Raw genomic sequence first — 19,601 nt, 5'->3', positions numbered from 1 at the left:
GCTTGGAGCCGGCAGGTCAGGCGGCGGCGCCTTCCTTGACCTCGACGAACTCGTCACCGCCCTCGGACACGGCGCGCTGCACGTCGGTCACGGCGTTGTTCTTGCCTTCGAGGATGGCGTCGGCCATCTCGCGGACGTACAGCGTCACGGCCTTGGCCGAGTCGTCGTTGCCGGGGATGACGTAGTCGATGCCCTCGGGCGAGTGGTTGGAGTCCACCACCGCGATGATCGGGATGCCCAGCTTCTGCGCTTCGGCGACGGCGATCTTGTGGTAGCCGACGTCGACGATGAACAGGGCGTCCGGCAGGGTGTTCATGTCCTGGATGCCGCCGATGTCCTTCTCCAGCTTGTCCAGCTCGCGCTGGAACATCAGCTGTTCCTTCTTGGACATGGACTCGAGGCCGGCTTCCTGCTGGGCCTTCATGTCCTTCAGGCGCTTGAGCGACGTCTTGACCGTCTTGAAGTTGGTCAGCATGCCGCCCAGCCAGCGCTGGTTCACGAAGGGCATGCCGGCACGGCCCGCTTCCGTCGCGACGAGCTCGCGCGCCTGGCGCTTGGTGCCCACCATCAGGATCGTGCCGCGGTTGGCGGCGAGTTGCCGGGCGAACTTGGTCGCCTCCTCGAACATCGGCAACGTCTTTTCGAGGTTGATGATGTGGATCTTGTTGCGATGGCCGAAGATGAACGGGGCCATCTTGGGGTTCCAGAAGCGCGTCTGGTGTCCGAAATGGACACCGGCTTCCAGCATTTCACGCATGGATACGGTCATGGGAGCTCCGAAGGTTGGGTCTAGAATCCCGGCCTGAATCGCAACGGTTCGTATGCGACACCTTTGAGGGGCGGGATTCGCGATTTGTCTTGCTGACAATGGCACCGCACCTTGCATGTGCCGTCCAGCAAAACCGCGAGATTCTAGCACAGGCCCCTCTTCCCCACCCTGCCTCATCCATGCCCCGCCCCGACCTGCACAGCACCCGAGAGCGCATCCGCCAGGGCCACGCCACCGCGGCCGACGCGCTGCAGGCCGCCCGGGCCGCGGCCGAGGCACCCGAGAACGCGCACGTCTTCGTCTCTACCCGCTGGGACGCGGCGCTGGCCGAGGCGCAGCGCACCGCGCCCGGCACGCCGCTCGACGGCCTGCCGGTGTCGATCAAGGACCTGTTCGACTTCGAGGGCGAGGCCACGCGGGCGGGGTCCGTTGCGCTGAAGGACGCCCCCGTCGCGAAGTCGGATGCGGTGGCCATCGCCCGCCTGCGCGCCGCGGGCGGCGTGGTGGTCGGCCGGACCAACATGACGGAGTTCGCGTTCTCCGGCGTGGGCATCAACCCGCACTACGGCACGCCGGCCAACCCGGCCGATCCGAAGACGCCCCGCATCCCCGGCGGCTCGTCGTCCGGCGCCGCGGTGTCGGTCGCGACCGGCGCGGCCTTCATCGGCATGGGCTCGGACACGGGCGGCTCGATCCGCATCCCCGCCGCGCTGTGCGGCATCGTCGGCTTCAAGAACACGGCGCGCCTGACGCCGCTGCAAGGCGCGTACCCGCTGTCCTCCACGCTCGACACCGTCTGCGCCATGACGCGCAGCGTGCGCGACGCGGTGCTGGCGCACGAGATCCTCGCCGGCCGCCAGGTGGCGCGCAGCGACAAGCCCCTCTCCGGCTACCGCCTCGCGATCGCCCGCACGCAGATGCAGGACCACCTGGACGCGACCGTCGCCCGCGCCTTCGAGCGCACGCTCTCGCGCCTGGCGCACGCCGGTGCGAAGATCACCGAAGTCGCCCTCACGCAGATCCAGGACCTGGGCACCATCCAGTCCACCGGCGGCTTCACCGCGGCGGAGAGCTATGCCTGGCATCGCCGCCTGCTGGAGCAGCAGGGCAGCCGCTACGACCCGCGCGTGCGCCTGCGCATCGAGCGCGGCGCGAACATGAAGGCCTGGGAGTACGTGGAGCTGCACCAGGCGCGCACCGCCTGGATCGCCGAGGTCGAGTCCGCGCTGGCGGGCTACGACGCCGTGCTGTCGCCCACGGTTCCCATGGTCGCGCCCGCGATCGCGGACGTCGCCCCCGGCGCCGAACGCGACGAGGCCTTCTTCCGGACGAACGCCCTCCTGCTGCGCAACACCAGCGTCGTCAACATGCTGGACGGCTGCGCGCTGTCGCTGCCCTGCCACGCGCCGGACGAATTGCCGGTGGGCCTCATGGCGTGGCATGGTGCAATGCGCGACGATACGATCCTGAACCTCTCGCTGCAGATCGAACATCTGCTGTCTTCCGCTTCCCCGAACTGATGAAAATCGCCATCGTGGGCGCCGGCATCATCGGCGTGACCACAGCGTACGAGCTGACCGCCGACGGCCATGAGGTGACCGTGTTCGAAAGACACGGCGCCGCCGCGCTCGAAACCAGCTTTGCCAACGCCGGCGTGGTCGCGCCCGGCTACGTCACGCCCTGGGCCGCTCCCGGCATGACCGGCAAGGTCGCCCGCTACCTGTTCAGCCGCCATGCGCCGGTGCGCGTGTGCTGGCCGCTCGCCGCGCACGAGGTGCGCTGGATGATGCGCTGGCGCCGCGCGTGCGACCTCGAGACCTACCTCGCCAACCGCTCCCGCCTGCAGCGCCTGGCCTTCTACAGCCGCATGCGCCTCGGGCGCCTTACCGAGGACCTGCAGCTCGAATACGACCGCTCGCAGGGCTACATGGTGCTGCTGCGCTCGGAGAAGGACCGCAAGCTGGTGCAGCCCGGGCTGCAGGTGCTGCGCGACGCGGGCGTCAAGTTCCAGGAGGTCGACGCCGCGACGGCGCGCACGCTGGAGCCCGCGCTGAATCCCGACACGGACTTCGCCGGGGCGATCCACCTGCCCGACGACGAGGTCGGCAACTGCCGCCAGTTCGCGCTGCTGCTGAAGAACCAGACGCAGGCGCTCGGCGCGCGCTTCGAGTTCAACTGCTCGGTGGCGCCGCTGGACACCGCGCAACCGACGGTGCTGCGCATCACGCGCGGCGACGATGCCGTGCCCGTCACGCAGCGCTTCGACGCGGTGGTGGTGTGCAGCGGCATGGCGTCCGCGCAATTGCTCAGGCCGGTCGGCCTGCGCGTGCCGCTCGCGGCCGTGCACGGCTACTCCATCAGCGCCCCGATCCGCGAGCCGCTGAATGCCCCGCGCAGCGGCGTCATGGACGACCGCTACAAGGTGGCGATCTCGCGCCTGGGCAACCGCGTGCGCGTGGCGGGCAGCGCCGAGATCGGCGGCCAGCCGAACCACAAGCGGCCGGCGGCCATCCAGACCCTGTACAAGGTGCTGCACGACTGGTTCCCCGGCGCCGCGCAGCTGGCCAACACCGGCGCCGCGGTGCAGGAGTGGAAAGGCGCGCGGCCCATGCTGCCCGACGGCCCGCCCGTTCTGGGAGCCACGGGCATCCCCGGCGTGTGGATCAACATCGGCCACGGCTCCAGCGGCTGGGCGCTTGCCTGCGGCAGCGCCCGCGCGGTGGCGGACCTGATGGGAGCCAGGGCGCCGGAGGTGGACCTCGAAGGGCTGGGCGTCGAGCGCCTCACGGCGTGACCCGGGCGGGCGCCCTCTTCTCGGGCGGGCGCCCTCTTCTCGGGCGGGCGCCCTCTTCTCGGGCGGCGCCCTCTTCTCGGGCGGCGCCCTCTTCGTAGGGTGGCGTGGCGAAGCCACGGAAGGTGAGTGAAACGAACCCCACCGTGCACAATCCCCCCATGCAGCGCGTCCTCCCCGACCGCCCCTGGCCCCTCCACGACGTCGCGGCCATCCGCCGCCTCGAACAGCGCGCCGCCGCGGCGCTCCCCCCGCACACCCTCATGCAACGCGCCGGCCTCGCCGTCGCGCGCCTCGCGCTCGCCGTGGCGCCGCATGCACGCACGATCTGGATCGCCTGCGGCCCCGGCAACAACGGCGGCGACGGCTTCGAAGCCGCGTTGCACCTGAAGCAGTGGGGCAAGCACCCGATCGTCACCTGGCTCGGCGAGGAAGCACGCGCACCCGAGGACGCCCGCGCCTCGCTGCAACGCGCGCGCGCCGCGGGCGTCGCCTCGTCCCCGCAGCCGCCGGAACACTTCGACCTGGCCATCGACGCCCTGCTGGGCATAGGCGCCACCCGCAAGCCCGAAGGCATGCTGCTGCAGTGGATCGCGCGCATGAATGCCGGCCCCGCGCCCGTGCTCGCGGTCGACGTGCCCTCCGCCCTGAACGCGGACACCGGCGATGCCACCACCTGCGTGCGCGCCACCCACACGCTGGCGCTGCTCGCGCTGAAGCCGGGCCTGTTCACGGCGAAGGGCCGCGACGCCGCGGGACAGGTGTGGTTCGACGACCTGCAGGTGGGCGGGGACGGCAGCGCGCCCGCAGCGCACCTGTCCCCGCCGCCCGCGGTCACTGCGCGCCTGCACGCCACGCACAAGGGAAGCTACGGGGACGTCGCCGTGATCGGCGGCGCGCCCGGCATGGCGGGCGCCGCCCTGCTCTGCGCGCGCGCCGCCCTGCACCACGGCGCGGGACGCGTGTTCGTGGGTTTCCTCGATGCGGATGCGCCCGCGCTCGATTTGCAGCAGCCGGACCTGATGGTGCGTCCGTGGGACAGTCTCGATCTCGCGGACAGGACCGTGGCCTGCGGGTGCGGCGGCGGCGAGGCGGTGCGTGCCGCGATGCCGCGGGCCCTCGCGGCGGATGCGCTGGTGCTGGACGCCGATGCGCTCAACGCCGTCGCGGCCGACACGTCGTTCCAGGCGCAGCTCGCCGCTCGCGGCGGGCGGGGGGCGAAGACCGTGCTCACGCCGCATCCGCTCGAAGCGGCGCGGTTGCTGGAGCTGAGCACCGCGGACGTGCAGGCGAACCGCCTCGCTGCCGCGCGAGACCTGGCGCGGCGCTTCGGATGCGTGGTGCTGCTGAAGGGGTCGGGGAGCGTGATCGCCGCGCCGGACGGGAACGTGCGCATCAACCCGACGGGGAATGCGCGGCTCGCGATCGCGGGCACGGGGGACGTGCTCGCGGGGATGGTCGCCGCGCGGCTGGCGAATGGCGAAGGAAGCTTCGATGCCGCCAGCGGCGCGGCGTACCAGCATGGGGCCGCGGCGGATGCGTGGCCGGTAGGGGAGGCGCTGACCGCGGCGGGGTTGGCGTCACGCGTGGCGTGACGTTGCTGGGGTGCGCTTCGCGCAACCCAGCCTACGTGACGGCGGTCTTCGTATCCGCCACAACCGCGCCCTACCCGCGCCCCACGAACGGCATCTTCGTCGCCATCACGGTGTGGAACAGGATGTTCGCCTCCAGCGGCAGGCTCGCCATGTACAGCACCGACTGCCCGACGATGTCCACGTCCATCAGCGGCTCCACGGCGATCTCGCCATTGGCCTGCGGCACGCCCTTGGCCATGCGCGCGGCGAGGTCCGTCAGCGCGTTGCCGATGTCGATCTGCCCCACGGCGATGTCGTAGCGGCGGCCGTCCAGCGATGCCGCCTTCGTGAGCCCCGTGACTGCGTGCTTGGTCGCCGTGTAGGCGATCGAATGCGGCCGCGGCGCATGCGCGGAGATCGAGCCGTTGTTGATGATGCGGCCGCCCTTGGGGTCCTGCGCCTTCATCACGCGAAAGGCGTTCTGGATGCCGTAGAACATGCCGTTGAGGTTGGTATCCACCACCGCCTTCCAGTCGGCGACGGACATGTCCTCCAGCGGGTTCGCCGGCAGGCCGCGGCCCGCGTTGTTGAACAGCAGGTCCACCCGGCCGAAGGCCTTCACCGTCTCGTCGAACAAGGCGCGCACCGCGTCCGGGTCGGTCATGTCGGTCGGCACCGGCAGCGCCTGGTTCGGAAAGCCTTTCGCCACCTCCTGCAGCGGCTCGGCCCGGCGCCCGGCCAGGGCCACGCGCCAGCCCGCGCCCAGCAGCGCCAATGCGGCCGCCTTGCCGATGCCCGTGCCACCGCCGGTGACGATCGCGACCTTGCCGGTCGCCGCGGAATGGACTGCCATGGGGGTGTCTCCTCTTCGTCTCGTTGGATCAGCGCCGCGTCTTGCGCGGCGCCTTGGCCTTCGCGGCCGCCTTCTTGGCGGCGCGCACCACCTGCTTGGGCGCCTTCGCGACCTTCCCGGCCGCCTTCTTGGCGGCGCGCTTGGCGGTCGCCTTGGCCGGTTCGCCGTCGCGGGCCGCGACGCCCTTCTCCTTCATGGCGCGGGCGAGGAACTCCTCGTCCTCGCGCACCAGGCGGAAGTCGATCTTGCGGCCGTCCAGGTCCACGCGGCTCACCTGCACGCGCAGGCGCGTGCCGATGGCGTAGCGGATGCCGGTGCGCTCGCCGCGCAGCTCCTGCCGCGCCTCGTCGAACTTGAAGTACTCGCCCCCGAGTTCGGTGATGTGCACCAGCCCCTCGACGTACATCGCATCGAGCGTGACGAAGATGCCGAAGGACGTGGCCGCGGTCACGACGCCGGAGTACTCCTCGCCGAGGTGGTCGCGCATGTACTTGCACTTGAGCCAGGCCTCGACGTCGCGGCTGGCCTCGTCGGCGCGGCGTTCGTTGGCGCTGCAGTGGAAGCCCGCGGCTTCCCAGGCCTGCATCTCGCGCGGCGAAGCCTTCACCTTCTGCTGCAGGCGCTGCGTGGGCGGCGACGCGCGCGCGGCGAGGCGCCGCGCCAGCTTCTCGTGCGCCTCGCCCGGGGTCGGCAGCGTCGGCAGCTGGTAGCGGTCCTTCGCCAGGATCGCCTTGATCACGCGGTGCACCAGCAGGTCCGGATAACGGCGGATCGGGCTGGTGAAGTGCGTGTAGGCCTCGTAGGCCAGGCCGAAGTGGCCGCTGTTGTGCGGGCTGTAGATCGCCTGCTGCATGGAGCGCAGCAGCATCGTGCTGATCTGCTGCGCGTCCGGCCGGTCCTTGGTGGCCAGCGCGATCTTCTGGAACTCGCCCGGCGACGGGTCGTCGGAGATCGTCATGCCGACGCCCATGGCCTTCAGGTAGTTGCGCAGGATCTCCTTCTTCTCCGGCGTCGGCCCTTCGTGCACACGGTACAGGCCGGGCGTCTCCGCCTGCAGGATGAAGTCCGCGGAGCAGACGTTGGCGGCGAGCATCGCCTCCTCGATCAGCTTGTGCGCGTCGTTCCGCACGCGCGGCACGATCTGCTCGATGCGGCCGTTCTCGTCGCAGATGATCTGCGTTTCCACCGTGTCGAAGTCCACCGCGCCGCGGGCGTTGCGCGCCTTCAGCAGCGCCCGGTACACGTCCGACAGGTTCAGGAAGTGCGGCACCAGGTCCTTGCGGCGGTTGGCCTCGGGGCCGCGCGTGTTCGCCAGGATGGCCGCCACCTCCGTGTACGTCATGCGCGCATGGCTGTACATGACGGCGGGATAGAACTGGTACGCGTGGATCTCGCCCGCGGCCGTGATCAGCATGTCGCAGACCATGCACAGGCGCTCGACCTCGGGGTTGAGCGAGCACAGCCCGTTGGACAGCTTCTCCGGCAGCATGGGGATCACGCGGCGCGGGAAGTACACGCTGGTCGCGCGCTCGTAGGCGTCCACGTCCAGCGGGCTGCCCGTCTCCACGTAGTTGCTGACGTCCGCGATCGCGACCAGCAGGCGCCAGCCCTTGCCGCGGCCCACCTTGGCGGGTTCGCAGTACACCGCGTCGTCGAAGTCGCGCGCGTCCTCGCCGTCGATGGTGACCAGGGGCACGTCGGTGAGGTCCACGCGCTTGCGGTGGTCCTGCGGGCGCACCTTGTCCGGCAACGAGCGCGCCTGCGCGATGCAGGCCTCGGAGAACTCGTGCGGCACGCCGTACTTGCGCACGGCGATCTCGATCTCCATGCCGGGGTCGTCGACCTCGCCCAGCACTTCCTTCACGCGCCCCACGGGTTGCCCGTACAGGCTCGGCGGCTCGGTGAGTTCCACGACCACCACCTGGCCCGCCTTCGCGAGGCCCGTGGCGCCCTTGGGGATCAGCACGTCCTGGCCGTAGCGCTTGTCTTCGGGCGCGACGAGCCAGACGCCGCTTTCGTGCAGCAGGCGGCCGATGATGGGATGCGGCGGCCGCTCGATGATCTCGACGACGCGCCCTTCGGGCCGGCCCTTGCGGTCGTGCCGCACGATGCGGGCCCGCACGCGGTCGCGGTGCAGCACCGCGCGCATCTCGTTGGGGGGAAGGTAGATGTCGGCTTCGCCGTCATCGCGGACCACGTATCCGTGGCCATCGCGGTGCCCCTGGACCACGCCCTCGATCTCGTCGAGAAGTCCGGCACCGTTGTTTCGCTCTACGTTTTTAATGTACAATCTTGTTTTTCCTGAAATGCCCAGGTGGCGGAATTGGTAGACGCACTAGTTTCAGGTACTAGCGAGTAACATCGTGGAGGTTCGAGTCCTCTCCTGGGCACCAACTCTCGCAACGAGAGGCATCATAAAGCCGGCACAAGCCGGCTTTGTTGTTTCTGGAGATATTTTCCGCAGCATCGCTGCGATCTTCCGTCATTCCCGCGGAGGCGGGAACCCAGGGCTCCCTCGAGAAGGCCCGCGTTGCGGGCCGTTTCATGGACGCCCTGGGTCCCCGCCTCCGCGGGGATGACGAGCGGGGGAGCGCGGTCAGATCGGCTCGGCAATCAGGTCGTGGCCTTCGGTCGCCACGATCCGCGCCTTCGTGAACTCGCCCACGGCGAGCCGCTTGCTGAGCTTCGCGGGCGGCAGCAGGCGCACGGTGCCGTCGATCTCCGGCGCATCCGCGTAGCTGCGCCCCAGACCGCCCTTGCGGCCGAGCGCCGGGGCCGAGTCCACCAGCACCTGCATGGTCGCGCCCACGCGGCGCTTCAGGCGCTCGGCCGAGACCTGCTCCGCCACGGCCATGAAGCGCGCACGGCGCTCCTCGCGCACTTCCTGCGGCAGCATGCCGGGCAGCTCGTTGGCGGCGGCGCCTTCCACGGGGCTGTACGCGAAGCAGCCCGCGCGGTCGATCTGCGCCTCGCGCACGAAGTCCAGCAGGTGCTGGAACTCCTCCCCCGTCTCGCCGGGGAAGCCGGCGATGAAGGTGCTGCGCACCACGAGCTCGGGGCACATCTCGCGCCAGCGCGCGATGCGCTCCAGGTTCTTCTCGCCGCTCGCGGGACGCTTCATCCGGCGCAGCACCTCGGGGTGGCTGTGCTGGAAGGGGACGTCCAGGTACGGCAGCACGAGGCCGCGTGCCATCAGCGGGATCACCTCGTCGACATGTGGGTACGGGTACACGTAATGCAAGCGCACCCACGCGCCGTGCGGTTCCGCCAGCTCGCCGAGCGCCTGCACCAGTTCCAGCATGCGCGTGCGCACCGGGCGGCCGTCGAAGAAGCCGGTGCGGTACTTCACGTCCACGCCGTAGGCAGACGTGTCCTGGCTCACCACCAGCAGTTCCTTCACGCCGCCTTCGAACAGCGCCTTCGCTTCCTTCAGCACGTCGCCGATGGGGCGGCTCACCAGGTCGCCCCGCATCGAGGGGATGATGCAGAAGGTGCAGCGGTGGTTGCAACCCTCGCTGATCTTCAGGTACGCGTAGTGCTTCGGCGTGAGCTTGATGCCCGCGGCCGGCACGAGGTCCACGAAGGGATCGTGCGGCTTGGGCAGGTGGGCGTGCACCGCGTCCATCACTTCCTGCGTCGCATGCGGGCCGGTCACGGCCAGCACGGACGGATGGATCTCGCGGACCATGTTGTCGGTCTTGTCGCCCGCGCGCGCGCCCAGGCAGCCCGTGACGATGACCTTGCCGTTGGCCGACAGCGCCTCGCCGATGGTGTCCAGGCTTTCCTTGACCGCGTCGTCGATGAAACCGCAGGTGTTGACGATCACCAGGTCCGCGCCCTCGAAGGTCTTGGACGTGGCATAGCCCTCGGCGCTCAGTTGCGTGAGGATCAGTTCGGAATCGGTCAGGGCCTTGGGACAGCCGAGGCTGACGAAGCCCACCTTGGGCACGGCAGAGGCAGGGGTGTCCGGGGCGAGGAGGTCGCTCATCCCCGTATTGTCCCCGAAGCGGAAAGACCTATTTCTTGATGCCGAATGCGCCGAGCATCTGCTCGGTGTTCTTCTGCATCTGCTCCTGCATCTTCTCGAACATCCCCATGCCGCCCGTCATCGGGTTGGGCATGTTCATGAACTGCATCCACATCTCGGGCGTGAAGTTCTTCGTCTGCTCGGCGAGCTGCGCCTGCATGTCCGTGAAGGCCTGGACGTTCTTCTCCAGGTAGCTGCCCATGAAGCCCTGCATCGCATGGCCGTAGAAGCGGATGATGTTGGCCAGCGCGGCCTCGCTGAACATGGGCGCGCCGCCCGCCTCTTCCTCCAGGATGATCTGCAGCAGGATGCTGCGCGTGAGGTCCTCGTTGGTCTTCGCGTCGCGCACCACGAAGGGCTCGGCGTCCAGCACGAGCTGCTTCACCTCGGCGAGCGTGATGTAGGTGGACGTGTCGGTGTCGTACAGCCGCCGGTTCGGGTACTTCTTGATCACGCGCTGGGCCGGCTTGGCCTGGCCGTTGGCTTTCTTGCTGGTCACGAACGGGGCTCCTCTGCGCGGATCTCGGCCCACGCTGTTGCGTTGCAGCAGATTCTAGGGAGGTGCCCCACGGCCGGGCCGGGGGGGAACCCTTACGGTTCCCCGGCCCGCCGCGCGTGCTTCAGGACTTCCTGCGCGTGCAGTAATCGTAAGCGTCGGCCTTGGGCGCGAGGTCGGTGTCCACGAGGATGATCACCGGCTGGCCGTCGGCGCGATGCCCGGCGTGCGCCTCGAAGCCCTTGCCCAGCGGCCCGCCGGTGAAGGTGATCTTGCCGCTGCCCGTGTCGTATTTCATGCTGCCGGCCTTCTTGCCGCCATGCACCCACGCGTACTGCGTGGGGCTGTTGAACTCCACGACCTTGTACGTGTAGCCGGCCTGGTTGTACTGCTGGCGGCAGGAGTAGGTCCCCGTCTCCAGGGGGCCGCCGCGCTTCGTGAGCACGCTGAGGGGCTGGATCGCGGCGTCAGCGACGGAAGACAGGAGGGCGAGCGCGGCGAGGCCGCAGGCGAGGTGCTTCATGAACGGATAGGGTCGACGATGTGTGCCGGGCACTCTACGAACCGGCAGGGCGCGTCGCGATACTCCTTTCCGACGATCCATGCACCGCCGGTCGAGGCCGGCCGGCAGCATGCGTGGGCGGCACGATCTTCGGCTCGGCCGGGTCCACCATGTAGTGCGGCGACATGATCTGCACGCCGCGTTCGTTGAACACGTCCAGCACGTTGGCATGCAGCGTGTGCAGCACCTCGGCGCGCTCGCGCGGGTTTTCCGGCATCGCCTGGCACACCAGCCGGTAGTCCACGTAGAAATCTCCCAGCGCCCGCTGCAGCACGCGCGCCGCGGGCTGCGCCAGCACGCCGGGCGTGCGCCGGGCCGCCTCGAGCAGCATCGCCTCCACTTCGCGCCAGGCCGTGTCGTAGCCGATGGTCACGCCCGTCTCGACCATGTAGCCCGCCCCCTGCGCGGCGCGCGAGTAGTTCGAGATGACGCTGCCCATGACCAGCGCGTTGGGCAGCGTGACCTCGTCGCCGAGCCCGGTGCGGATGCGGGTGGTGAAGGTGCCGAGGCCCACCACGGTGCCCTCCGTGGTGCCCACGCGGACGTACTCGCCGATGCGCATGGTCCGCGTGTACATCAGGATCATGCCGCTCGCGGCCTGGCCGAACAGGCTGGAGCCGCCCAGCGTGACCATCAGGCCCACGAGGACCGAGACGCCCTTGAACGCTTCCGTCTGCGATCCGGGCAGGTAGGGATAGGCCATCACGATCGCGAACAGCCACAGCGACAGGTTGACCAGCCGGCGCGTGGGCCGCGCGAGGTCGCGGTCCAGCCAGCCGAACTGGCCGGTGCCCTGCTCCGCGCGGTCGAACACGGGCTTGAGCAGTCCGACCGCGCCGCGCGCCAGCAGGAAGATGACGCCGGCGACCGCGAGGTCCGGCAAGGCGTGCACGACGCCGCCGCCGATCTGCTCGCCGATGCCCAGCACGAAGGAGCCGAGCTGCTCGCCGGCCGCGCGCGTGCGCGGGAACTGCTGCAGCACGTACACCAGCCAGTTGTACGTCAGGGCCAGCAGCAGCACCCAGGAAGCGGCACGCAGCAACCAGCGCAGGGCCAGCTGCACGCGCGGGCCCTGCAACAGGGACATGCGCGCCCCCGCGCTGCGCTGGGCGGCGGATTCCACCCAGGCGGCGGCACGTGCGGTCATCGCACTGCGCACCCGCACCACGCCCCAGATCGCCAGCGCGTAGAGCGCGGTCGCCACCAGCGCGTAGCCCGCGGCGCGCAGCAGCCGCCCGCGGTCGCGGGCCTCGCGCGTCTCGGCGATCACGCGGGTGAGCGCGGCCACCGTGCCGCGCGTCGCCTGGTCCAGCGATTCGCCGCGCAGCACGTCGACGTCCTGCGGGGTGAGGACCAGGACCATGCTGCCGTCGATCGAGACCACGCGCCCTTGCGGCACCTGCTGCACGCCCACCTCGCCGGGACCGCCGCCCGCCAGCGTTTCCTCGATCGCGCGCTGCGCCCGCCGCGCGCGATCGGCCGGCGGGACGCCGAGGAAATCGGAACGGAACACGGCGACCGTCCGGTTCCACACGCTCAGCACCGCCTCCTGCGGCGGCGCGGCGTCGGCCGCGAGCGCGGCGCGCGCCAGCAGGAAGAGGAGGACGGCCAGCAGGGAACGCATGGGGCAGATCGGTGCTGAGCCGACTTTGCCGCTGCGCGCCCCGGCGGCCAATCGGGACGAGGGGAAGCGCCGCGCCGCGCCCGTGAACAGCAAATCCCGAGGATTGACCGGGCAGGACGAGTGGCGTACGACCGCGACTGGGCTGGGGGCGCGAACATGTCCCCCTGGACACTGGAGAACCTCCCCATGCGTGCCGCAAGCAGGTTCCTTCGTTCCTCGGTTCTTCCGGGCGACACCGGAACCGCATGCGTGCTGGATCCGACGAAGCTTCAACCAGGCGACGTGGTCGTCACCAGGGGCAGGAGCCTGGTCAGCCTCGGCATACGGGCCTTCACCCTCAGCTCCGCAAGCCATGCTGCGATCCACGTGGGAGGGGGCTTCATCGTCGAGGCGGTCGACCAGGGAGTTCGCAGGCTTCACGTGCGCTCCTTCGTGTATGCGGCGGATTCGGCGGTGGAGGTCCGCCGCCCCATTGCCGCTGCGCACGACCAACTGCTGCACGCGTCGAAGGTCGCCCGCTCCCTCGTGTACCGGCCGTATTCCGTTCGGGGCGCGTTGGGAGCGGTTGCACCGTTCTGCAGGGCCTCGGACGATCCAGGACGCTTTTGCTCGCAGCTCGTCGCGGAGGCGCTCGGCGCAGCGGGACTCATGAGCCGCGCAAGGCCGGCGCAAGCCATCACGCCCGGCGATCTCCTGAAGTCCCGGGCACTCGAGCCTGTGCCAGAGGCAAAGCGGCTGGCGGCGAAGCGCGCGATCCACCATGCCTTGGCAGAGATGCAGCCGGCGTGGAGCATCCCCAGCGCACCAGCCGGTGGGTTGCCGCAGGTTTCCGCGGAAACCTTCGAGCGTGAAGCGCTTGCCCTCGCAGAGGCAGCGATGGAGCAGCACGCCTGCTTCCGGCCGCCGTACCACTACTTCGACGCCGTCAGGCAGATGACGAGCGTGTTCCACTCCGACAGGCAGGCAGCACGTTCCGTGGACGAAGCGTTGATGGCCGCATTGCAGAAATTCCGGGTGCCTCTGGGGCTCGGCGTGGAACCCCGCTCCACCATCCCGGGCATCGTCTTCTCCACGCCGGACCCGCACCTGCCGCGCATCTTCCAGGCCGCGACCGAGGACGAAGCCGAGGAAATCCGGCGCCTGCACGCCGAACTGCTGGCGGGCCGCTCCTGGGACGAGGCGGAGTGGCAGGACACGATCGATGAGCTGGATCAGCAGCGCAGCGAGACTGCCCTCGACTCACTGACGGGAACGCTGTTGTGGCTGCTCGGCGACCAGGGACGGGTGTTGCAGACCTACCGCTGGCTGGCAGGCGAGTAGCGCAGCACGGGGAAGCCCGCCCGAGCGTCAGTCCTTCAGGTTGCGCAGCCGGTCATCGAACTCGCCCTTGTCGATCTCGCCGCGGGCATAGCGCTCGCGCAGGATCGCCACGGCACGATCGTGCCCGCGATGGTGGGCGCCGCCGCCGGCACGGAAGATCCAGCGCACCAGCGCCGCACCGCCCGCAATGAGCAGCAGCCACCAGAAGAGATGCATCAGCCCGAACCAGGCCATGCCGTAGCCGTATCCACCACCCCAGCCGTCCCACATCATGGCGTGCTCCTCCGAGAACTCCGAGCATCGACCGCTTGCGCCTCGCCGCCATTGACGAAGGTCAAGGGCGGCGGGCCATGCGCCAGGCGCCGGACCTCAGTTCAGGTCCTTGTCCTTCCACGCCTTGAGCCCCGACACCGCGGCCCCGGCCTGCAGGCCGCCCTTGGTGAGCGCATAGAACTTGCCGCCCTGCACGTTGCCCGCGCCCGCGCCGACGTTGGCGGCACTGCCGCCCGCGCCCGCGCCTGCGGCGGCACTGGCCGAGGCGTCCCAGCCCTTGTCGATGAAGTCGTTCACGGCCTTGGGGCTGTCGAAGACGAACAGGTAGCGCGTGTCGGACGCGCCCAGCTGCACGCCGGCGCTTGCCTGCGCGATGCTCATGTACGTGTCCTTCTTCGAGGCGTTGTCGTGGGCGACGCCCCGGCCCCCGGCCCCGCCGAGGCCGAAGCTGATGCCGTAGGTGGTGAAGACCGCATAGCCCGGCGCCCTGGCGACCGCGTCCTTCAGCTTGGGATCGGCCTTGTAGAAGTCCTCCAGCGCCTGCATGGACTTCGTCTTGATCTCCATCTGCTTGGTGCCCTTGTCACCCTGGGCGAGGGCGCCGGCGCTGGCCACGAGGAGTGCCGGGACGACGAAGAGGATCTGGCGTCTTTGCATGGGGTTCTCCGCGGAAGAGGTGACGTCCGCATTATTCGGAGGCAGGGGTGCACCGCCCCATTGGACCTAGGTCCTACTGGCGCGGCCGTCCCTCCCCGCCGCGGCGGACACCTCGGTGGCGCAAGTGGGTCGTTACCCCAGCGTTCGACGGATGAACTGGAAGACACGCTGCAAGCGGCCGCTGCGGTGCGTCTCGCCACCCTCCAGCTCGAGCAGGTCGAACCAGCTGGAACGGGAGGGTTCCTCGCCTGCCGGCGCGGAGTCCATCCACGCCACCTCGATGCGCTGCGCGCACCGTTGCCGGCAGATGTCCTCGAGCAGCGCACGCGCTGCGTCCGGCGCGAGCCCGGTGCGCCGGGAGAACCACGCGCAACTCACCGGGCCCAGCTCCATCCGCGCGAGGGCTCCGAGGATCTTCGCGGACCGATGCTCGTCGCGCAGGACGGGGCTGGCCACGAGCCGGTAGACGACCAGGACGGACGCCGCTGCGTCGCGATCGCGCTTGGCCACGGGTACCTCCTGGAACGGTCGCACGCACTGCACGGGACTTCGCAGGTCAGGAGGCGCCTGACGGCTGCATGGCATGCGAGGCCGATGCTAGGTCCCGACGGTGAAGAAGCGGTCTCTCCTTCGTAAAGGTGCCGCGGCTGAGGCATGCGTGGGCCCCAGGAAGAAAGGCCCGGAAAACCCAGCATTCACTGGACTTTCCGGGCCTTCGAATTGGTAGGCGCGATTGGACTCGAACCAACGACCCCCACCATGTCAAGGTGGTGCTCTAACCAGCTGAGCTACGCGCCTGTCGTTGAGCCCGCTATTCTAGCAGCACTTTTGCGCCGTCCTCAGCGGCTCGCATCGATTTCGATCCGCAGGCGTGTGCCGGTGCGCCGCCAGCCCCAGCCGAGCGCGAGGAAGAAGGTGGTGAAGATCGCGCCGCCCCACCACTCGGTCACGTTCTCCAGGGCGTCGCGCTGCGCCTCGGTGGAAAGCACCAGCGGCACGAACACGTGCACCAGCCCCAGCAGGGGCAGGCACAGGCACACCAGCAGCAACGCGCGCCCGACGCCGCGCGCGTGCGCGTGCCTGGCGTGCTGCGCCACCACCAGCATGCAGATGCAGGTGATGCCGAAATACAGCGGGGTCGCATACCGCCGCACGTTGCGGTAGCCCTCGCCTTCCACGCCCAGGAAGCTGGCGTACAGCACCAGCGCGCTGCCTGCCGCGATGCCCAGCGCCGGCAGCGCGCGCAGCCAGCGGTCGCGCGGCACGCCCAGCGAAGCCAGCCAGGCCGGCGCCAGCATCCAGCAAACCGCCTGCAGCGGCGCAGCCGGCATCACGATCGCGCGGAACAGCACGTTCGCGAGCCCGTGGCGCGCCGAGCGGCTGATGGACACGCAGCCTTCCAGGAAAGGATTGCAGTCGGGGATGGTCCCCTCGCGCACCGAGAGGACCCAGGCAACCGCGGTCGGCCACCACCGGCAGCAGCCCGGCGAGCAGCGGCAGCGGCCACAGCCTCGCCATGCGCCCGCCCTCAGCGGCGCCTTGCGGATCGCACCCCGCCCACCTCGCGCACCGTGCCCAGCACCCTGGCCAGGCGCTGCGAGTCCGCGATCTCCACGGTGAACGTCATCCAGGCGATGCCCTTCACGGTCTGCGACTGCACGCCGACGACGTTCATCTTCTCCTTGGCGAACACTTCGGAGATGTCGCGCAGCAGCCCCTGCCGGTCCAGCGCCTCGATCGCCACGTCCACCGGGTAGACGGCCGCCTCGCCCTTGGACTTGCCCCACTCCACCTCGATCACGCGCTCCGGGCTGCGCGCGGCGATCTCGCGGAAGCTGGAGCAGTCCCGCCGGTGGATGCTCACGCCCTTGCCGCGCGTGACGAAGCCGCTGATCGCGTCCGGCGGCGCCGGCTTGCAGCACTTGGCGAGCTGCGTCATGAGCGAGTCGACGCCCACCACCAGCACGCCGCCCTTGGGCGACTTCGACGGCGTGCCGCGCAGCTTCTTCGCCAGCACCTCGTCCTCGCTGGGCAGGGGCGCGTGCGGATGCAGCAGCTGCTCGATGGTGCGCAGCGAGAATTCGTCCTTGCCCACGACGAAGAACAGGTCCTCGGCGGACTTGAACCCGAGCTGCGACGCGAGTTCCTCCAGCTTGATCGCCGTCCTGCCTTCGCGCTGCAACAGCTTTTCCACCAGCTCGCGCCCGCGGCCTTCCGTCTCGTGGCGCAGCTGCTCGTTGAACCACGAGCGCACCTTGGCGCGCGCGCGGTTGCTGGCCAGGAACCCCAGCTCCGGGTTCAGCCAGTCGCGGGACGGGCCGCCCTCCTTGGCCGCGACGATCTCCACCGTCTGCCCGTTCTTCAGCTGCGTGTTCAGCGGCACCATCGCGCCGTCGACGCGCGCGCCGCGGCAGCGGTGCCCCAGGCTCGTGTGCACCGTGTACGCGAAGTCCACCGGCGTCGCGCCCTGCGGCAGCTCCACGATCGCGGCCTGCGGCGTGAGCACGTAGATGCGGTCCTCGAACAGGCCTTCCACCGAGCCGGCCAGGTCGCGCTCCCAGGCGAGCAGCTGCCGCAGCACGGCGATCTTGGTGTCGTACACCGCGCTGGCGCTCACGCCCGCATAGCCCTTGTGGCCGGCTTCCTTGTACGCCCAGTGCGCGGCGACGCCGTGCTCGGCGTGCTCGTGCATCTTCTGCGTGCGGATCTGGATCTCGATGGGTCGACCCGCCGCGTCGCGCACCACGGTGTGCAGCGACTGGTAGCCGTTGGGCTTGGGCCTGGCGATGTAGTCGTCGAATTCCTCGAGGATCGGCGAGAAGCGCTCGTGCACCCACGCGAGCGCCGCGTAGCAATCCTTCACGTCGGGCACGATCACCCGCAGCGCGCGCACGTCCAGCACCTGTTCGAAGTCCAGCGACTTGCCGCGCATCTTCTTGACGATGCTGTAGATGTGCTTCGGGCGCCCGTGCACCTGCGCCTGGATGCCTTGCGCGCGCAGGTCCGCTTCGAGCTGGCTGCGCAGCTGCTCCACGTACTGCTCGCGCTCCACGCGCTTCTCGTCCAGCCAGCGCGCGACCTGCTTGTACGTGTCCGGCTCGAGGAAGCGGAAGGCCAGGTCCTCCATCTCCCACTTCACCTGCCAGATGCCCAGCCGGTTGGCCAGGGGCGCGAACACCTGCAGCGCCTCGCGTGCCACGGCGGCTGCCACGGGTTGCTTGGTCGCGGCGTAGTAGCGCAGGGTCTGCAGCCGCGACGCGAGCCGGAGCATCACGACGCGCAGGTCGCGCGAGAACGCGAGCAGCATCTTGCGCACGTTCTCCGTCTGCTCGCGGCGGTGGTCCTGCAGGGGCAGCGTGTCGTCCGCGTCGCGCGCCTGCCGCTGCACGTGCACCAGCTTCGTCGTCTCGGCCGCGAGCGCGGCGTAGCTCTCGCCGAAAGCCTTGGTGATGACTTCCTGCGGCTTGTTCAGGTGCGCCCAGGCGTACACCAGGTAGCTCGCGGCCTGCATGGCCTCCGAGCCGCCCATGGACTTGAGGATGGCGGCGACGGCGTCGGCGTGGGCCAGCGTGTTCTCGCCCGTCTCCAGCGTCTCGGCCGCGATCAGCGGCTCGGCGAAGGCGCGGGCGCGCGCGAGCGCGTTGGCCTGCTGCGGCAGCGCCTGCTCGACGGCGGCGACCAGGTCCGGAAGCGCCGTGGCGGTGTCACCCTGTTCCGCTGCGTGGCTTTTCATGGGAAGCGGAATCCTTGGCGAGCAGGAAGGACGCCACGGCGTCCACCTGCTCCTGTGCGATGAGGGTCGGCGCGTGGCCGACCCCGGCGAATTCGACCAGCCGCGCCTTCGGGCCGCGGCGCTGCATCTCCTGGGCGGTGGCGCGCGACAGCAGGTCCGACGTGGCGCCGCGCAGCAGCAGCGTCTCGGCGCGGATCGCGTCGTACAGCTGCCAGAGGGCGGCCTGGCCCGCGATGGCCATCTTCTCGTCGAGCGCCCGGAAAGGCACGGCGATGGCCGGGTCGTAGTGCAGCGTGAAGCCGCCGGCGGGCAGCGGCTTCACCATGGCCTGCGACAGCGCCAGCCACTGCCCGGGCGTGTGCGGCCCGAAGCCCTGCGACACCGCCCACATGGCGTCCGCTGCCTGCTGCACCGACTCGAACTTGCCCGTCTTCCCGAGATACGTGCCGATGCGCTGCAGGGCGCTCCACTCGATGGCGGGACCGACGTCGTTCAGCACCAGCCGGCGCAGCGGCGCGCGGGGCACCGCCGCGATGCCCATGCCGATCAGGCCGCCCATGCTCGTGCCCACCCAGTCCAGGGTGGCGACGGGCGCGGTGGCCTGCAGGTCCTGCAGCAGGTGCAGCATGTCGGAGACGTAGGTCGGCTGGCCGTACCCCATGGCATCGGCCAGCCAGTCGCTGCGGCCGCGGCCCACCACGTCGGGGCAGACGACGCGCAGCGGATGCGGGCTCGCCTCCACCAGCGAGCGTGCCAGCACGTCGAAGTCGCGTCCCTGGCGCGAGAGGCCGTGCACGCACACAATGGCGTGCGGCGCATCCGCGGCGCCCCACAGCCAGTACGCCATGCGGTGGCTGCCGGCCGTGTCGGGACACGTTACGTAGTTCAGCGTAGGGACGGTCATGGATGCGCGCGCGGGGTC

17 protein-coding genes and 2 tRNA genes are annotated in these 19,601 nt (G+C 69.9%); 5 read left to right on the top strand and 14 right to left on the bottom strand.

All coding sequences use genetic code 11. The features are described from left to right. Positions 1-16: 16 nt before the first annotated feature. Positions 17-769, bottom strand: a complete 753-nt coding sequence (rpsB, locus tag H8N03_RS10200) for a 30S ribosomal protein S2 (protein WP_187076053.1) — start codon at positions 767-769, stop codon at positions 17-19. Positions 770-948: 179 nt separating this feature from the next. Here rpsB and H8N03_RS10195 point away from each other — a divergent pair, with 179 nt between their 5' ends. The 3 genes from H8N03_RS10195 to H8N03_RS10185 all read left to right on the top strand — a co-directional run bounded on the left by H8N03_RS10195 (position 949) and on the right by H8N03_RS10185 (position 5,155). Continuing rightward, positions 949-2,289 carry an amidase gene (locus H8N03_RS10195; RefSeq protein ID WP_187076052.1) on the top strand — a complete coding sequence of 447 codons (1,341 nt, stop codon included), beginning with the start codon at positions 949-951 and terminating at the stop codon, positions 2,287-2,289. Beyond that, on the top strand, positions 2,289-3,563 hold the full coding sequence (locus H8N03_RS10190; protein ID WP_187076051.1) for a D-amino acid dehydrogenase: 1,275 nt from the start codon (positions 2,289-2,291) through the stop codon (positions 3,561-3,563). The genes H8N03_RS10195 and H8N03_RS10190 overlap by 1 nt, the downstream gene beginning before the upstream one ends. 158 nt (positions 3,564-3,721) lie before the next feature. Beyond that, entirely contained in the window at positions 3,722-5,155 is a 1,434-nt protein-coding gene (locus H8N03_RS10185; protein ID WP_187076050.1) for an NAD(P)H-hydrate dehydratase, read from the top strand. Between the two features lie 70 nt (positions 5,156-5,225). Here the strand turns inward: H8N03_RS10185 and H8N03_RS10180 are convergent, their stop codons facing one another. Together H8N03_RS10180 and rnr are read right to left on the bottom strand one after the other, a co-directional pair. Next, the gene (locus H8N03_RS10180) at positions 5,226-5,987 is read right to left on the bottom strand and encodes an SDR family oxidoreductase (protein ID WP_187076049.1); all 762 of its coding nucleotides are present in this window, start codon (positions 5,985-5,987) and stop codon (positions 5,226-5,228) included. Positions 5,988-6,015: 28 nt separating this feature from the next. After that, positions 6,016-8,277 (bottom strand): ribonuclease R, encoded by a 2,262-nt coding sequence (gene rnr, locus H8N03_RS10175; protein ID WP_187076048.1) that lies wholly within the window; start codon positions 8,275-8,277, stop codon positions 6,016-6,018. An 18-nt stretch (positions 8,278-8,295) separates the two neighbouring features. On the opposite strand from rnr, the gene H8N03_RS10170 reads away from it, so the two are divergent. Further along, positions 8,296-8,380, top strand: a tRNA-Leu gene (locus H8N03_RS10170). 203 nt (positions 8,381-8,583) lie between these two features. On the opposite strand, the gene rimO is transcribed toward H8N03_RS10170, so the two are convergent. From rimO to H8N03_RS10150, 4 genes are all read right to left on the bottom strand, one after another. Further along, positions 8,584-9,975: a 30S ribosomal protein S12 methylthiotransferase RimO gene (gene rimO, locus H8N03_RS10165; RefSeq protein WP_187076047.1), complete on the bottom strand. Its 1,392-nt coding sequence runs from the start codon at positions 9,973-9,975 to the stop codon at positions 8,584-8,586. A 28-nt stretch (positions 9,976-10,003) separates the two neighbouring features. Next, positions 10,004-10,513, bottom strand: coding sequence for a polyhydroxyalkanoate synthesis repressor PhaR (phaR, locus tag H8N03_RS10160; protein WP_187076046.1), 510 nt, complete (start codon positions 10,511-10,513; stop codon positions 10,004-10,006). 121 nt (positions 10,514-10,634) lie between these two features. Next, positions 10,635-11,033 carry a hypothetical protein gene (locus tag H8N03_RS10155; protein WP_187076045.1) on the bottom strand — a complete coding sequence of 133 codons (399 nt, stop codon included), beginning with the start codon at positions 11,031-11,033 and terminating at the stop codon, positions 10,635-10,637. 34 nt (positions 11,034-11,067) lie between these two features. Then, positions 11,068-12,696 carry a mechanosensitive ion channel family protein gene (locus H8N03_RS10150; RefSeq protein WP_187076044.1) on the bottom strand — a complete coding sequence of 543 codons (1,629 nt, stop codon included), beginning with the start codon at positions 12,694-12,696 and terminating at the stop codon, positions 11,068-11,070. Between the two features lie 186 nt (positions 12,697-12,882). On the opposite strand from H8N03_RS10150, the gene H8N03_RS10145 reads away from it, so the two are divergent. After that, positions 12,883-14,016, top strand: a complete 1,134-nt coding sequence (locus tag H8N03_RS10145) for a C40 family peptidase (RefSeq protein WP_187076043.1) — start codon at positions 12,883-12,885, stop codon at positions 14,014-14,016. 27 nt (positions 14,017-14,043) lie between these two features. Here H8N03_RS10145 and H8N03_RS10140 read toward each other — a convergent pair whose 3' ends face one another. The 7 genes from H8N03_RS10140 to H8N03_RS10110 all read right to left on the bottom strand — a co-directional run bounded on the left by H8N03_RS10140 (position 14,044) and on the right by H8N03_RS10110 (position 19,583). Continuing rightward, on the bottom strand, positions 14,044-14,289 hold the full coding sequence (locus H8N03_RS10140; RefSeq protein WP_222622922.1) for an SHOCT domain-containing protein: 246 nt from the start codon (positions 14,287-14,289) through the stop codon (positions 14,044-14,046). Between the two features lie 96 nt (positions 14,290-14,385). Continuing rightward, a complete protein-coding gene (locus H8N03_RS10135) occupies positions 14,386-14,946 on the bottom strand; it encodes a YSC84-related protein (RefSeq protein ID WP_187076042.1) in 561 nt (186 codons plus the stop codon). A gap of 132 nt (positions 14,947-15,078) precedes the next feature. Then, on the bottom strand, positions 15,079-15,456 hold the full coding sequence (locus tag H8N03_RS10130) for a hypothetical protein (RefSeq protein WP_187076041.1): 378 nt from the start codon (positions 15,454-15,456) through the stop codon (positions 15,079-15,081). Between the two features lie 211 nt (positions 15,457-15,667). Next, positions 15,668-15,744: transfer RNA gene (locus H8N03_RS10125), tRNA-Val, on the bottom strand. A 41-nt stretch (positions 15,745-15,785) separates the two neighbouring features. Beyond that, positions 15,786-16,337, bottom strand: a complete 552-nt coding sequence (locus H8N03_RS10120) for a hypothetical protein (protein ID WP_187076040.1) — start codon at positions 16,335-16,337, stop codon at positions 15,786-15,788. A gap of 137 nt (positions 16,338-16,474) precedes the next feature. Then, positions 16,475-18,679, bottom strand: coding sequence for a RelA/SpoT family protein (locus H8N03_RS10115; protein ID WP_187076039.1), 2,205 nt, complete (start codon positions 18,677-18,679; stop codon positions 16,475-16,477). Then, positions 18,651-19,583: an alpha/beta fold hydrolase gene (locus tag H8N03_RS10110; RefSeq protein WP_187076038.1), complete on the bottom strand. Its 933-nt coding sequence runs from the start codon at positions 19,581-19,583 to the stop codon at positions 18,651-18,653. The genes H8N03_RS10115 and H8N03_RS10110 overlap by 29 nt, the downstream gene beginning before the upstream one ends. Positions 19,584-19,601 lie beyond the last annotated feature (18 nt).

The organism is Ramlibacter cellulosilyticus (genome assembly GCF_014297465.1).
GTDB classification, from domain to species: Bacteria; Pseudomonadota; Gammaproteobacteria; order Burkholderiales; family Burkholderiaceae_C; genus Ramlibacter; species Ramlibacter cellulosilyticus.
Note: the sequence above shows the minus strand (reverse complement) of the source record. Positions and strands in the feature narration are given on the sequence as shown.

Coding starts and splice junctions, on each gene's coding strand:
- H8N03_RS10110 (WP_187076038.1), bottom strand. CDS start 19,583: ATGACCGTCCCTACGCTGAACTACGTAACGTGTCCCGACACGGCCGGC.
- H8N03_RS10150 (WP_187076044.1), bottom strand. CDS start 12,696: ATGCGTTCCCTGCTGGCCGTCCTCCTCTTCCTGCTGGCGCGCGCCGCG.
- H8N03_RS10180 (WP_187076049.1), bottom strand. CDS start 5,987: ATGGCAGTCCATTCCGCGGCGACCGGCAAGGTCGCGATCGTCACCGGC.
- H8N03_RS10195 (WP_187076052.1), top strand. CDS start 949: ATGCCCCGCCCCGACCTGCACAGCACCCGAGAGCGCATCCGCCAGGGC.
- rpsB (WP_187076053.1), bottom strand. CDS start 769: ATGACCGTATCCATGCGTGAAATGCTGGAAGCCGGTGTCCATTTCGGA.
- H8N03_RS10185 (WP_187076050.1), top strand. CDS start 3,722: ATGCAGCGCGTCCTCCCCGACCGCCCCTGGCCCCTCCACGACGTCGCG.
- H8N03_RS10145 (WP_187076043.1), top strand. CDS start 12,883: ATGCGTGCCGCAAGCAGGTTCCTTCGTTCCTCGGTTCTTCCGGGCGAC.
- H8N03_RS10115 (WP_187076039.1), bottom strand. CDS start 18,679: ATGAAAAGCCACGCAGCGGAACAGGGTGACACCGCCACGGCGCTTCCG.
- rimO (WP_187076047.1), bottom strand. CDS start 9,975: ATGAGCGACCTCCTCGCCCCGGACACCCCTGCCTCTGCCGTGCCCAAG.
- H8N03_RS10190 (WP_187076051.1), top strand. CDS start 2,289: ATGAAAATCGCCATCGTGGGCGCCGGCATCATCGGCGTGACCACAGCG.
- H8N03_RS10135 (WP_187076042.1), bottom strand. CDS start 14,946: ATGCAAAGACGCCAGATCCTCTTCGTCGTCCCGGCACTCCTCGTGGCC.
- H8N03_RS10155 (WP_187076045.1), bottom strand. CDS start 11,033: ATGAAGCACCTCGCCTGCGGCCTCGCCGCGCTCGCCCTCCTGTCTTCC.
- H8N03_RS10140 (WP_222622922.1), bottom strand. CDS start 14,289: ATGATGTGGGACGGCTGGGGTGGTGGATACGGCTACGGCATGGCCTGG.